The sequence below is a fragment of the Micromonospora sp. NPDC005215 genome (assembly GCF_040607915.1).
GTDB lineage: Bacteria > Actinomycetota > Actinomycetes > Mycobacteriales > Micromonosporaceae > Micromonospora.
This window is the reverse complement of sequence record NZ_JBEXHQ010000008.1, coordinates 141,145-154,841: the sequence shown is the minus strand read 5'-3', so window position 1 is coordinate 154,841 and position 13,697 is coordinate 141,145. Positions and strand designations below refer to the sequence as shown.

Here is a 13,697-nt window from a genome sequence, read left to right as displayed (position 1 = left end):
ACTCAACGCAAGACCCCGCAAGACCCTCAACATCGACACCCCAGCTGAAAGAATGGCCCAACTCCTCGGCGTTGCAACCACCGACTGAGACCGCCCGCCGAACGGAAAGTGTCCAAGATCTGCGCCGAACCGGGGCGTTGCGGGCGCGTGGCCGGGCCGTGGGTGGGCGGGCGGCGGTTAAGCCGTGTCGGCGGCCGGCCCCGCCCCGCCCCACGGGTGGGGCAGCTCGACAGTGCCCGTCGAGGGCCCGTCGAGGTCCCGCGAGTCGGTCGCTGCGGGTCCGGGACCCGGGAGGCGCCGAGGATGGTAGCCCCTGCGGGGCGTTCCGGGCGCGTCTTCACGCCGGCTAACGGATCAAGCTAATCCAGCGCGACGCAGAGCCTCCGCCATCGCGTCGTTGGCCGGCGCCGGTGCGCCCTGCCGCTGCTGCCCGCCCCGTGCGCCCTGGCCGCCGCGACCGCCGGACCCGCCCTGACCGCCGCGACCGTCGGAGCCGCCGCGACCGGACCCGCCCTGACCGCCGGACCCGCCCTGACCACCAGACCCGCCGCGACCGTCCTGCCCGCCGCGTCCACCCTGCGGTCCGCGCTGCGCCGGGCCGCCGCGCCCCTCCTGACTCGTCCGACCACCACTGCCGGCGGCGGCGGGCTCGTCCTCCAGGCGCAGGGTCAACGAGATCCGCTTACGGGGTACGTCCACGTCGAGCACCCTGACCTTGACCACGTCGCCGGACTTGACCACCTCGCGGGGATCCTTCACGAAGGTCCGGGACATCGCCGACACGTGCACCAGACCGTCCTGGTGCACCCCGACGTCCACGAAGGCGCCGAACGCGGCCACGTTGGTGACCACACCCTCCAGCACCATGCCTGACGTCAGGTCACTGATCTTCTCCACCCCCTCGACGAAGGTGGCGGTGCGGAACTCCGGGCGGGGATCGCGGCCCGGCTTCTCCAACTCGGCGAGGATGTCGGTGACGGTGGGCAGGCCGAACCGGTCGTCGACGAAGTCGGTCGCCCGCAGCCCGCGCAGGATCGCGCTCCTACCGATCACCGAGCGCAGGTCCTGACCGGTGCTGGCGAGGATCCGGCGCACCACCGGGTACGCCTCGGGGTGCACGCTGGAGGAGTCCAACGGGTCGTCGCCGTCGGGGATGCGCAGGAAGCCGGCGCACTGCTCGAACGCCTTCGGCCCGAGCCGTGCCACCTTCTTCAACTCGGTACGCGACCGGAACGGCCCGTTGGCGTCCCGGTGCAGCACGATGTTCTCGGCCAAACCGGCGCCGATCCCGGAGACCCGGGTCAGCAGCGGCGCGGAGGCGGTGTTGACGTCCACCCCGACCGCGTTGACGCAGTCCTCCACCACCGCGTCCAGCGACCGGGACAGCTTCACCTCGGACAGGTCGTGCTGGTACTGGCCGACCCCGATCGACCGTGGGTCGATCTTGACCAGCTCGGCGAGCGGATCCTGGAGCCGGCGGGCGATGGACACCGCCCCGCGCAGCGACACGTCCATCCCCGGCAGCTCCTGCGAGGCGTACGCGGAGGCGGAGTAGACCGACGCGCCAGCCTCGGAGACCATCACCTTGGTGAGGTTGAGGTGCGGGTACCGCGTGATCAGGTCACCGGCCAGCTTGTCGGTCTCCCGCGAGGCGGTGCCGTTGCCGATCGCGATCAGCTCCACCCCGTGCGCGCCGGCCAGCCGGGCGAGGGTCTCGACCGACGCGTCCCACTGCCGGCGCGGCTCGTGCGGGTAGATGGTGTCGGTGGCGAGCACCTTGCCGGTGGCGTCCACCACTGCCACCTTCACACCGGTCCGCAGACCCGGGTCCAGACCCATCGTCGGGCGGGTGCCGGCCGGGGCGGCCAGCAGCAGGTCACGAAGGTTGGTGGCGAAGACGCGTACCGCCTCCTCCTCGGCCGCCTGCCACAGCCGCATCCGCAGGTCCGCGCCGAGGTGGATGAGGATCCGGGTACGCCACGCCCAGCGGACCGTGTCGGCCAGCCAGCGGTCGGCGGGGCGGCCCGCGTCGGACACCCCGAACCGGCCGGCGATGGCCGCCTCGTACCGGCTCGGGCCGGTCGGCGCCGCGTCCGCCGCGCCGGCCTCCTCCGGCTCCATGGTCAGGTCGAGCATGCCCTCCTTCTCGCCCCGGAGCATGGCCAGGATCCGGTGCGAGGGCAGCTTCGGGTACGGCTCGGAGAAGTCGAAGTAGTCGGCGAACTTGGCGCCGGCAGCCTCCTGTCCCTCGCGTACCCGGGACACCAGACGGCCCCGCGACCACATCTGCTCGCGCAGCGTGCCGATCAGGTCGGCGTCCTCGGCGAACGTCTCGATCAGGATGGCGCGGGCGCCCTCCAGAGCGGCGGCGGCGTCAGCGACGCCCTTCTCCGGGTCCACGAAGGCGGCGGCGGTGGCCCGCGGGTCCTGGGTGGGGTCGGCCAGCAGCGACTCGGCCAGCGGCGCGAGCCCGGCCTCCCGGGCGATCTGCGCCCGGGTCCGGCGCTTCGGCTTGTACGGCAGGTAGATGTCCTCCAGCCGGGACTTCGAGTCGGCCGCCATGATCTGCGCTTCCAGCGCCTCGTCCAGCTTGCCCTGGCCGCGGATCGACTCCAGCACCGCCGCCCGCCGCTCGTCCAGCTCGCGCAGATAGCGCAGCCGCTCCTCCAGGGTGCGCAGCTGGGTGTCGTCGAGCAGGCCGGTGGCCTCCTTGCGGTAACGGGCGATGAACGGCACTGTGGCGCCGCCGTCGAGCAGCTCCACGGCCGCCCGCACCTGACGCTCGGCCACGCCGAGCTCGTCGGCGATCCGCTGATGAACAGACTGGGTCACGATCTCGATCCGCCTTCGACTCGATCCGCCTTCAAGAGCGGGTACCGCCCTGCATTGTGCCGGGCGACCCCCGGACGGCCCCGCCGGGCCTGCGCTAGCGTGGCGATCATGGAAACACCTGCGGAGCCGCGCGCCCGTCGACTCTTCGGCGGCAGCGCCCGCGCGCTGGGCGACCTCGCCGCCAACCCGTTCCGCGCCGACCGGGACCGGATCGTGGGCTCACCGTTCTTTGCCCGCCTCGGTGGCGTCACCCAGGTCATCAGCCCGGTCGGCTCCGGCCTGCTGGTGCACAACCGGCTCACCCACAGCCTGAAGGTCGCCCAGGTGGGCCGGTCGATCGCCGAGCGGCTGACGACCGACGAGCGCTCGCGTGACCTGCTGGACAAGCTTGGCGGCTGCGACCCCGACGTGGTGGAGGCCGCCGCGCTCGCCCACGACCTCGGCCACCCACCGTTCGGGCACCTGGGGGAGCGGGTGCTGGACCGGCTGGCCCGTCAGCGCCTCGGCCTCCCCGACGGATTCGAGGGCAACGCCCAGTCGTACCGGATCGTCACCAGCACCGAGATCCGGGGCGCCGCCACCACCGGGTTGGACCTGACCGCCGCGGTCCGCGCCGCGATGCTGAAGTACCCGTGGACCCGGTTGGACCACCCCGATCCGCACCCACGCACGATGGACCCGCCGCCGCGCGGAGCCACCCCGCCGCCGGACGACCCGGAGAGCGGCTCGTCGAAGTTCGGCGCGTACCGCACCGAACTCGACGACCTGCGGCAGGCGCGGGAGCCGTTCGCCGGTCGCATCCCGGACTGGCAGCAGACAGTGGAGGCGTCCGTGATGGACACCGCCGACGACATCGCGTACGCCATCCACGACGTGGAGGACTTCTACCGGGTCGGCGTGCTCCAGCAGGGGTCGGTCTCCGCCGAGTTGATGGCCTGGCAGCGCGAGAGCGGGCAACTGCGGGCGATCACCGACGCGGCGCTGGCCACCGCGGCGCGACGGCCCGGTGCCGCGATCGAGCGGCTACGTCGGCAGTTGCACCGCAAGGACGCCTGGATCGCCGACGACGACGCCTTCGCCGCCGCCGTCGAGCACGTCCGCGAGGAGTTGGTCGACGGGCTGCTGGCGATGCCGTTCGACGGCTCGATCGAGGCCGAGCAGTACGTGGCGCGGTTCTCCGCCCGCTGGTCCACCCGCTTCGTCGAGGCGATCACGGTGACCGAGCAGCCGTCGGTGCGCTCCGGGCACGTGCTGCTGGGTTGCGCGCAGTGGCACGAGGTCCAGGTGCTCAAGTTCGTCCACCACCGCTTCGTGCTGGCCCGCCCGGATCTCGCCCTGCACCAGCGCGGCCAGGCCCGACTGCTGGGCACCCTGGTCGAGGCGCTCTGGGAGTGGCTGCTCGACCCGGAGGAGGAGTCGCGGTTGCCCCGCCGGCTGCACGACCTGGTCGAGCTGGCCGAGGCGGAGCTGCACCCGCGTACCCCGGACCGGATCGGTCGGGCCCGGGGCCGGGCCATCGTGGATTTCGTCGCGCAGCTCACCGACGGTCAGGCGGTGGCCATGCTGGACGCGCTCTCCGGCCGGTCCGGTGCGCTCTGGACCGACGCGTTCGTGCTCTGAGCGGCCTGCCTCTCAGGCGACGGCCTGCCACCAGCCGTCCACGGCGGGCGGCTCGTCGACCACCACCCGTTCACCCGGGCGGGGCACGGCGAGCCGGACGTCGCGGGCCTTCGCCTCGGCCCACAGCCGGTTGACCGGCTCGGACCAGTCGTGCAGGGCCAGGTTGAACGTCGCCCAGTGCACCGGGACGAACAGGCCGCCGCGCAGGTCGAGGTGGGCGGTGACGGCCTCCTCGGGGAACATGTGGATCGTCGGCCAGGCGCGGTCGTACGCGCCGATCTGCATCAGCGTCACGTCGAACGGTCCGTGTTCGGCGCCGATCTCCGCGTACCCGTCGAAGTAGCCGGAGTCGCCGGTGTAGAAGACCTTGCGGCGCGCTCCGGCCACCACCCAGGAGCTCCAGAGCGTGCCGTCGCGGCGCAGCCCGCGACCGGAGAAGTGCTGGGCGGCGGTGGCGGTGATCTCCAGCCCGGCGACCTGGTGCGACTCGGACCAGTCCAGCTCGATGATCCGCTCGGCGGGTACGCCCCAGCGGTCCAGGTGCGCGCCCACGCCGAGCGGCACCAGGAACGGCGCGGACTGCCCGGCCAGCAGCGCTCGCACGGTGGCCATGTCGAGGTGGTCGTAGTGGTCGTGCGAGATGAGGATGGCGTCCAGTGGGGGCAGCTCGTCGAGGCGTACCGGTGGCTCGTGCAGCCGGCGCGGGCCGACCAGGCCGGACGGCGAGCAGCGGTCGCTCCAGACTGGATCGAGCAGCACCCGCCGGCCCTCGATCTCGATCAGCGTCGAGGCGTGGCCGTACCAGACGATGTTGAGCTCGTCGGCGGTGTCGGCGGCCTCCGGCGCGCTGGGCCGCAGCAGCGGCACGGGCGCGGTGGGACGCCGCTTCTGCTTGCCGAAGATCAGCTCGCGGAGCAGGTTGCGCCCCGGCTCGCCGACCATGGTGCGGGTGCCGGCCCGGTTGTGGAAGGTGCCCTCGCGGAACTGGGGCGAGTGGGCTGCCCGTTCGGCCCGCGCCCCGCTGAGCCGGCCACCGAGGGCCGCCGGCACATCCCGGGCGACCCAGGCCAGGCCGGCCAGCGCGGCCAGGCCGGTCGCTCCCCGCATCCGCCGCCCGAGCGACCGTTCGACGTCCGTGCTCCGCGCTCGTGCCATTGGCGTCCCTCCGACGTGTCCGCCCTACACGGTAGTCACCCGCGCCGAACCGTGCCTCGGCGGTCGGCACGCCGGGTCGGCCGCCGGCAGCGGCGACCGGCCCGGGACGGTGCCTAGCCGCCGTTGCTGGGACGGCGGGCGGTGATCCGGAACGTGGTGCCCGTGCCCGCGATCCGATCCACCGCGGCCAGGAACTTGGGGCCCATGGCGGCGCGGGCCCGCAGCGCCGGGTGGGTGGCGCCGAAGTTGTCCGGGTCGGCCTGCCCGTCGGCGAAGAGCGCGTAGGTGAGCACCGCCGCGCCGGAGCGGTCGAAGATCACGCCGGCCTCGTGCCGGGCGTCGGCGTACCAGCCGGCCTTGGTGGCGATGCGCGCCCGTTCGTCGGAGGACATGGTGCGCCGGATGCCGTCGGTGAACGCCACCGGGGAGCGCAGGATGCCCAGCAGGTACGTCGTCGAGGCGGGGGAGAGCAGCGTGCCGCCGACCAGGGCGCGCAGCAGGTCGTGGGTCTCCCGGGGGGTGCTGGTGCCGAGGAAGAACCGGTTCGGGTTGGCCACCGGCTCGACCTGGGTGTTCGGGAAACCCTTGGCGACCAGGATGGAATTGATCTCGGCCGCCGGGGCGACCAGCCCGCACAGCCGCACCGCTGTGTCGTCCGAGACGGTCAGCAGGTTGGCCAGCACGTGCCCGAGGGTCACTCGGCTGGGGTACGCGCCGTCCAGGCTGAAGATGCCGTCACCGCCCGGCACGACGATCGCCGCGCTCACCTCGACCTGCTGGTCCAGGGTGAGCAGCCCCCGGTCGACCTTGTCGAGCACCGCGGTGGCAACCGCGATCTTGTTGACGCTGTACGCCTCGATCCGCCGGTCGGCGTCGGCCGCCACCGCGACCACCGGCGCACCGGCCGGTCCGGCCATGCCGATGTACGCCTGCCAGTTGCCACCGGCCTCGGTGCTGTGCTTGGTGAACACGGATGCGACCCGCCGGGCGGCCGGGGCGGGCGTGGTCGGTGTGGCCTCGGTGCTCGGGGCGGCGCTCGCCGGGGCGGCGACGCCCAGCACCGTCCCGGCGGTGGCGACCGTGCCCAACCCAAGTGCCGTTCTGCGGTTCAGTCGCATGGTCAAGCGTCTCCCCCATCGTGGTGCGCCGGAGCGCGTGTCAGCCCACCACACTAGGCGAGTTGATCGATCCACAATGTCCTCCCGAACAGTCGCGAACAGTTCAGCCGAGCCGTCGGCGCAGTGCGGCACCGACCGCGCCGGCCGGCCCGGACACGAGTTGCCGCAGGTCGGGCAGGTGGCCGCCACGGACCGCCTCGCCGGCCGGGTTCGGGGCGAAAACACTGCCGTTGTTCGCGGCGACCGATCGTCCACTCAGGCCGACCCGCCGCATCAGCGGCCCGACCAGGACGTCGTAGACGCCCGGCAGCACTGTGAAGCCGGCTCGTAGCAGCACGTTGAGCCGGCCCACGGAGACCTCGCGTCGGGGCCGGTCCGCACAGTCCACGATGGCGCGGGCCACCCGTTGCGGGCTGGCGATCGGCGGTGGGGGTCGGCCGATCCGACCCAGATAGTTGGCCGCCTGCTGGTACACGGGGGTGTCCACGCTGCCCGGGTTGACCAGGCACAGTCGGATCCGCGGGGTGTCGCGCAGCTCCTGCTGCACCGTGCGGATCAGGCCCTGCACGCCCCATTTGCTGGCCACGTACGCGCTCATGTACGGCGCGGTGATGTGCCCGAGCACCGAACCGGTGAGGATGACAGTGCCGGCCCCGGCGGCCCGGAAGTGCCGCAGCGCCACCCGTACCGAGCCGGCGGTGCCGAGCAGATCGGTCCGTACCACCTGGTCGAAGACCCGTTCGGGTAGCTCGTCGAAGCGCCCGTAGGCCATCACGGCCGCCGTGTGCACCCAGACGTCGATCCGGCCGAACCGATCGATCGCCGCGTCCGCGAGCGCCTCCAACGCGCCCGGCTCCGTGACGTCGGTCGGCACGGTCAGCACGTCGACGTCGGCGCACTCCGCGCGTACCTCGGCCAGGGTGGTGGTGGCACGGGCGGCGAGGACGAGGCGGTCGCCGCGCTCGGCGAACGTCCGGGCTGTGGCCCGGCCGATCCCGCTGCTCGCGCCGACGACCACCACCACCCGACTCACGGTTCGAGCACGACCTTGATGCAGCCGTCCTCCTTCTTCTGGAACATCTCGTACGCCTGTGGAGCGCGGGCCAGCGGCACCCGGTGGGTACGCAGGTCCTCCACACCCAGCGGGTCGTCGTCACCGGCGAGCAGCGGCAGGATCTCGTCGGTCCACCGGCGCACGTGGCACTGCCCCATCCGCAGTTGGATGCCCCGATCGAACATCTCCATCAGCGGCATCGGGTCCGCCTCGCCGCCGTACACGCCGGAGACCGACACGGTGCCGCCACGGCGCACCGCCTTGACCGCGGCGTGCAGGACGGACAGCCGGTCCATGCCGACCCGGTCGGTCATCGTCTGAGCCAGCTTGTCCGGCAGCAGCCCGACGGCGGCGTGGGCCAGCTTGCCCCCCGGGGAACCGTGCGCCTCCATCCCGACCGCGTCGATCACCGCGTCCGGGCCGCGCCCGTCGACCAGGTCGATCAGCGCGCCCGGCACGTCGGACAGTTCACGGACGTCGAGCACCTCGATGCCGTGCCGGCGGGCCAGTTCCAGCCGCTCGGGCACCAGATCCAGCCCGATCACCCGGCCGGCTCCGAGGTGGCGGCCGATCCGGGCGCAGAACTGCCCGACCGGGCCCAGCCCGAAGACGGCCAGGGTGCCACCGGGCGGGGTGTCCGCGTACTTCACGGCCTGCCAGGCGGTGGGCAGAACGTCGGACAGGTAGAGGTACCGCTCGTCGGCGCCGGTCTGCGGGACGACGATCGGGCCGAAGTGGGCCTGCGGGACGCGCAGGTACTCGGCCTGTCCCCCGGGCACCGAACCGTAGAGCGAGGTGTAACCGAACAGCGCGGCGCCCTTGCCCTCGCTGGTGACCTGGGTGGTCTCGCACTGGGCGTAGAGCTGGCGTTGGCACATCCAGCAACTCCCGCAGGAGATGTTGAACGGCACCACCACCCGGTCGCCCGGCTTGAGCCCGGTCACCTCCGACCCGACCTCCTGGACGATGCCCATCGGTTCGTGGCCCAGGACGTCACCGGGCTTCAGGTACGGCCCGAGCACCTCGTACAGGTGCAGGTCGGAACCGCAGATCGCGGTCGAAGTGATCTTCACGATCGCATCGGTCGGCTCCTCGATCCGAGGGTCCGGCACCTCCTCGACCCGTACGTCCCGCTTGCCCTGCCAGGTCAGTGCCTTCATGTCCCTCGTCCCCTCTCAACGCTGCCTGAAGGGACTGCTACCCGGCGTCGGGCACTTGAACCGGCCACGCTCCCTCGGCTCGTCGTCCGCCTCGTCTGACGCCCCGCGCCCCGCACCCCCTGCAAGATCCGCGCAACATCACCGAAAGTGCTGCCTCCGAACGCCCGGAGGCAGCACTTTCCCCGTTGTTGCGCGGATCTTGCGGGTGGCCCGTGGCGGCCCATTCGGCAGGTTCGGGGATCGGGTCGCAACACCCCGAGGCCGAACAGCGGACCGCCGTACCCCGGGAACGAGTCCGGGATACGGCGGTCTGGCGTGGAGCGGGCCTCAGGAGCCGGGGGTGTTGCCGGCGCCCTTCGCGGTGGCCGCGAGGTAGTCGCGGTTGAGGCGGCCGATGGTGTTCAGCGGGATGCCCTTCGGGCAGGCCGGGGTGCATTCGCCGGCGTTGGTGCAGCCGCCGAAGCCGGCCTCGTCGTGCGCGTCGACCATGCCGATGACCCGGGTGTAGCGCTCCGGCTGGCCCTGGGGCAGCAGGGAGAGTTGGGTGAGCTTCGCGGCGGTGAAGAGCATGCCGGAGCCGTTGGGGCAGGCTGCCACGCACGCGCCGCAGCCGATGCAGGCCGCCGACTCGAAGGCGGCGTCGGCGTTGGCCTTGGCGACCGCTGTGGAGTGTGCCTCGGGTGCGCTGCCGGTTGGGGCGGTGATGTAACCACCCGCAGCGATGATCTTGTCGAAGGCGCCCCGGTTGACCACCAGGTCCTTGATGACCGGGAAGGCGCTGGCCCGCCACGGCTCGATGTCGATCGTCTCGCCGTCGGTGAACTGTCGCATGTGCAGCTGGCAGGCGGTGGTGCCGCGCTGCGGCCCGTGCGCGTCGCCATTGATCATCAGGCCGCACATGCCGCAGATGCCCTCACGGCAGTCGTGGTCGAATGCGACCGGGTCCTCGCCGGCGAGGATGAGCCGCTCGTTGAGCACGTCGAGCATCTCCAGGAACGACATGTCCGGGGACACGTCGTCGACCGGGTAGGTCACCATCCGACCCTTGTCCTCAGGGCCCGTCTGGCGCCAGATGCGCAGGGTCAGGTTCACTTGTAGCTCCGCTGCGTGGGGTGGACGTATTCGAACTTCAGGTCTTCCTTGTGCAGCACCGAGGGCTCACCGGTGGCGGTGAACTCCCAGGCCGCCACGTACGCGAACCGGTCGTCGTCGCGCTGCGCCTCACCGTCGGGGGTCTGGTACTCGGCCCGGAAGTGGCCGCCGCAGGACTCCTCGCGGTGCAGGGCGTCGATGCACATCAGCTCGGCCAGTTCGAAGAAGTCGGCCACCCGGCCGGCCTTCTCCAGTGACTGGTTGAGTTCCTCGCCGGTGCCGGACACCTTGACCCGCTGCCAGAACTGCTCGCGCAGGGCGCGGATCTCGTCGATCGCCTTGCGCAGCCCGGCCTCGCTGCGCTCCATGCCGCAGTGTTCCCACATGATCTGGCCGAGTTCCCGGTGGAACGAGTCCACGGTCCGGTCGCCGTCGACAGCGAGCAGCCGCTGGACGCGGTTCTCGACGTCGGTGCGGGCCTCGACCGCCGCCGGGTGGCTGGCGTCGACCTTCTCCAGCGGGCCCGAGGCCAGGTAGTTCGCGATGGTGGTGGGCAGCACGAAGTAGCCGTCGGCGAGGCCCTGCATGAGCGCCGAGGCGCCGAGCCGGTTCGCGCCGTGGTCGGAGAAGTTCGCCTCGCCGATCACGAACAGGCCGGGGATGTTCGACTGGAGGTCGTAGTCCACCCACAGGCCGCCCATCGTGTAGTGCACGGCGGGGTAGATCCGCATCGGCACCTCGTACGGGTCCTCGCCGGTGATCCGCTCGTACATCTCGAAGAGGTTGCCGTACTTGGCCTCGATGGCCTTGCGGCCGAGCCGGCCGATGGCGTCGGCGAAGTCGAGGTAGACGCCGAGCTTGGTCGGGCCGACGCCCCGGCCCTCGTCGCAGACGTTCTTCGCGGCGCGGGAGGCGATGTCGCGGGGGACCAGGTTGCCGAAGGAGGGGTAGATCCGCTCCAGGTAGTAGTCCCGCTCGTCCTCCGGAATGTCGCGCGGGTTGCGGTCGTCGCCCTTGGTCTTCGGCACCCAGACCCGGCCGTCGTTGCGCAGCGACTCGCTCATCAGGGTCAGCTTCGACTGGTGGTCGCCGGAGACGGGGATGCAGGTCGGGTGGATCTGGGTGTAGCAGGGGTTGGCGAAGTACGCGCCCTTGCGGTGCGCGCGCCAGGTGGCGGTGACGTTGCAGCCCTTGGCGTTCGTGGAGAGGTAGAAGACGTTGCCGTAGCCGCCGGAGGCGAGCACCACGGCGTCGGCCATCTCGGTGCTGATCTCGCCGGTGACCAGGTCCCGGACGACGATGCCGCGGGCCTTGCCGTCGACGAGGACCAGTTCGAGCATCTCGTGCCGGGCGTTCATCTCCACGGTGCCCAGGCCGATCTGCCGTTCCAGGGCCTGGTACGCGCCGAGCAGCAGCTGCTGGCCCGTCTGGCCCCGGGCGTAGAAGGTGCGCTGCACCTGGGCGCCGCCGAAGGAGCGGGTGTCCAGCAGGCCGCCGTACTCGCGGGCGAACGGCACCCCCTGGGCGACGCACTGGTCGATGATGTTGACGGAGACCTCGGCCAGCCGGTGCACGTTCGACTCCCGGGAGCGGAAGTCGCCGCCCTTGACGGTGTCGTAGAAGAGCCGGTGTACGGAGTCGCCGTCGTTGCGGTAGTTCTTCGCCGCGTTGATGCCGCCCTGTGCCGCGATGGAGTGCGCCCGCCGGGGGCTGTCCTGGTAGCAGTAGGACTTGACGTGGTAGCCCTGTTCGGCCAGGGTCGCCGCGGCCGAGCCGCCGGCCAGGCCGGTGCCCACCACGATCACCGTCATCTTGCGGCGGTTGGCGGGGTTGACCAGCTTGGCCTCGAAGCGGCGGGTCTCCCACCGCTTCTCGACGGGGCCGGCGGGAGCCCTGGTGTCGGCGATCGGGTCGCCCTCGGTGAAGAGTTCCATGTCAGGACACCAATCCGGTGAGTACGGCGAACGGGACCACCAGGTATCCGGCGCAGAGCAGCACGGCGAAGACCAGCGCCGCGGTGCGCGCCCGGCGCTCGCCGCGGGGCGTCTGCTGGCCGAGACTGCGGAACGCGCTGAACGCGCCGTGGCGCAGGTGGAAGCCGACCGCGAGGATGGCGAGGGTGTAGAAGAGCGTGACGTACCAGCGTTCCGGTGCGAAGTCGGCGACGACGTTGCCGTACGGCTTGCTGGCGTTGCCGACCGGGTTCAGCGTGCCGGTGGTGAGGTCCAGCAGGTGGTAGATCACGAAGAGCAGGATGATCACGCCACCCCAGCGCATGGTGCGGGCCGCGTAGCTGCCGTTGACCTTCTTGCGGTGGGCGTACTTCACCGGGCGGGCCGCGCGGGCGCGCCGGGCCAGCACGGTGGCGGCGACGATGTGGGCGACGACCGCCACCGTGAGCACGGTGCGCAGGATCCACAGGAACCAGACGCCGGGCAGCAGCGGCTTGCCGATGTCGCGCAGCCAGTGCGCGTAGTGGTCGAACGAGGTCTCCCCCGTGAACACCTTCAGGTTCCCGAGCATGTGCGCGATCAGGAACAGCGCCAGCAGGATGCCCGTCACCGCCATGACGGCCTTGAGGCCGACGTTCGAGCGGATGGGCGACCGAGTTCTCGTCATTACCACGCAACCGACGCTAGGAGCACTTCGATCAGTCGTCCAATGCATCAAACTCGTAGTGTTGATAGCCGTAGGCTATGTAGATGCAGCTCCATCAGCTCAGGTACTTCGTCGCGGTGGCCGAAGTACGACATTTCACCCATGCGGCCGACATCGTCGGCATAACTCAGCCCTCGCTCAGTAAGCAAATTCACGCTCTGGAGGCCGACCTCGGGGCGCCACTGTTCGAACGGGTAAGGGGCAACATCGCCCTCACCGCGGCGGGTGAGGTGCTGCTGCCGTTTGCCACCCGGATCCTCGCCGACGTGGAGACCGCGACCCGGGAGGTGCAGGAGTTGGTCGGGCTGCGCCGGGGCCGGGTCCGGCTCGGTGCCACCCCGAGCCTGGCCACCTCGCTCGCCCCGCCGGTGCTGCGCCGGTTCCGCGACGCCCACCCCACCATCGACCTGCGCGTCGAGGAGAGCGGCTCCCAGGATCTCGTCCGCGACCTGCTCCGCGGAGACCTCGACCTGGCGCTGATCATCATGCCGGCCCAGGGCGCCAACCCGGGCCTGCGCGTCGACCCGATCCTGCGGGAGAGCCTGGTGGTGGCCTCGGTGGGGGAGGTGCCGACCGCCTCGGTGACCGGCGAGCTACGCATCACCGACCTGCGCGACCTGCCGATGGTGATGTTCCGGGAGGGGTACGACCTGCGCGACGCCACCATCCAGGCGTGTCGGGAGGCGGGCTTCGAACCCACCTTCGCAGTCGACGGCGGCGAGATGGACGCGGTGCTCAGCTTCGTCGAGGCGGGGCTCGGCATCGCGCTCGTGCCCGGCATCGTGCTGGCGCGCCGACCGGGAGTGCGGATCACCCCCCTCGCCCCGCCCGGCGTGCGGCGGACCATCGCGGTGGCCCGTCGGCGCGACGTCGTACCCACCCACGCCGGCCGGGAGCTTCGGCGGATCCTGCTCGACTACATCCAGTCGGCGATCGACCTCGGCCAACTGCCCCCCGGCGTGGAGCCACTGACCTGACCCGGCGACGACCCGACCGACCACGACCGGG

The 13,697-nt window shown here is 71.6% G+C and carries 10 protein-coding genes; 2 read left to right on the top strand and 8 right to left on the bottom strand.

Features of this window, described 5'->3' with window-relative positions:
• Nucleotides 1-354 precede the first annotated feature (354 nt).
• Complete coding sequence (locus tag ABZU25_RS09665) at nt 355-2,832, bottom strand: Tex family protein (protein ID WP_355028899.1); 2,478 nt, start codon at nt 2,830-2,832, stop codon at nt 355-357.
• Between the two features lie 108 nt (nt 2,833-2,940).
• Between ABZU25_RS09665 and dgt the strand changes: the two genes are divergently transcribed.
• Complete coding sequence (gene dgt / locus ABZU25_RS09660; protein WP_355028898.1) at nt 2,941-4,452, top strand: dGTP triphosphohydrolase; 1,512 nt, start codon at nt 2,941-2,943, stop codon at nt 4,450-4,452.
• A gap of 12 nt (nt 4,453-4,464) precedes the next feature.
• On the opposite strand, the gene ABZU25_RS09655 is transcribed toward dgt, so the two are convergent.
• The 7 genes from ABZU25_RS09655 to ABZU25_RS09625 all read right to left on the bottom strand — a co-directional run bounded on the left by ABZU25_RS09655 (nt 4,465) and on the right by ABZU25_RS09625 (nt 12,650).
• Nucleotides 4,465-5,559: an MBL fold metallo-hydrolase gene (locus ABZU25_RS09655; RefSeq protein ID WP_355028906.1), complete on the bottom strand. Its 1,095-nt coding sequence runs from the start codon at nt 5,557-5,559 to the stop codon at nt 4,465-4,467.
• Nucleotides 5,560-5,720: 161 nt separating this feature from the next.
• Nucleotides 5,721-6,725, bottom strand: a complete 1,005-nt coding sequence (locus ABZU25_RS09650) for a serine hydrolase (RefSeq protein WP_355028905.1) — start codon at nt 6,723-6,725, stop codon at nt 5,721-5,723.
• A 103-nt stretch (nt 6,726-6,828) separates the two neighbouring features.
• Nucleotides 6,829-7,758, bottom strand: coding sequence for an SDR family NAD(P)-dependent oxidoreductase (locus tag ABZU25_RS09645; protein ID WP_355028897.1), 930 nt, complete (start codon nt 7,756-7,758; stop codon nt 6,829-6,831).
• Nucleotides 7,755-8,939: a zinc-dependent alcohol dehydrogenase gene (locus tag ABZU25_RS09640; protein ID WP_355028896.1), complete on the bottom strand. Its 1,185-nt coding sequence runs from the start codon at nt 8,937-8,939 to the stop codon at nt 7,755-7,757. The genes ABZU25_RS09645 and ABZU25_RS09640 overlap by 4 nt, the downstream gene beginning before the upstream one ends.
• A gap of 327 nt (nt 8,940-9,266) precedes the next feature.
• Nucleotides 9,267-10,031 (bottom strand): succinate dehydrogenase/fumarate reductase iron-sulfur subunit, encoded by a 765-nt coding sequence (locus tag ABZU25_RS09635; RefSeq protein WP_355028895.1) that lies wholly within the window; start codon nt 10,029-10,031, stop codon nt 9,267-9,269.
• Nucleotides 10,028-11,965 carry a fumarate reductase/succinate dehydrogenase flavoprotein subunit gene (locus ABZU25_RS09630; protein ID WP_355028894.1) on the bottom strand — a complete coding sequence of 646 codons (1,938 nt, stop codon included), beginning with the start codon at nt 11,963-11,965 and terminating at the stop codon, nt 10,028-10,030. Before ABZU25_RS09630 ends, ABZU25_RS09635 begins: the two co-directional genes overlap by 4 nt.
• Nucleotide 11,966: 1 nt before the next feature.
• Entirely contained in the window at nt 11,967-12,650 is a 684-nt protein-coding gene (locus ABZU25_RS09625) for a succinate dehydrogenase cytochrome b subunit (protein ID WP_355028893.1), read from the bottom strand.
• 83 nt (nt 12,651-12,733) lie between these two features.
• Between ABZU25_RS09625 and ABZU25_RS09620 the strand changes: the two genes are divergently transcribed.
• Nucleotides 12,734-13,666, top strand: coding sequence for a LysR family transcriptional regulator (locus ABZU25_RS09620; RefSeq protein ID WP_355028892.1), 933 nt, complete (start codon nt 12,734-12,736; stop codon nt 13,664-13,666).
• The last annotated feature ends 31 nt before the right edge of the window (nt 13,667-13,697 follow it).

Excerpts from the sequence above, each read along its gene's own strand:
- ABZU25_RS09630 (WP_355028894.1), bottom strand. The coding sequence starts at position 11,965 with ATGGAACTCTTCACCGAGGGCGACCCGATCGCCGACACCAGGGCTCCC.
- ABZU25_RS09650 (WP_355028905.1), bottom strand. The coding sequence starts at position 6,725 with ATGCGACTGAACCGCAGAACGGCACTTGGGTTGGGCACGGTCGCCACC.
- ABZU25_RS09655 (WP_355028906.1), bottom strand. The coding sequence starts at position 5,559 with ATGCGGGGAGCGACCGGCCTGGCCGCGCTGGCCGGCCTGGCCTGGGTC.
- dgt (WP_355028898.1), top strand. The coding sequence starts at position 2,941 with ATGGAAACACCTGCGGAGCCGCGCGCCCGTCGACTCTTCGGCGGCAGC.
- ABZU25_RS09620 (WP_355028892.1), top strand. The coding sequence starts at position 12,734 with ATGCAGCTCCATCAGCTCAGGTACTTCGTCGCGGTGGCCGAAGTACGA.
- ABZU25_RS09625 (WP_355028893.1), bottom strand. The coding sequence starts at position 12,650 with ATGACGAGAACTCGGTCGCCCATCCGCTCGAACGTCGGCCTCAAGGCC.
- ABZU25_RS09640 (WP_355028896.1), bottom strand. The coding sequence starts at position 8,939 with ATGAAGGCACTGACCTGGCAGGGCAAGCGGGACGTACGGGTCGAGGAG.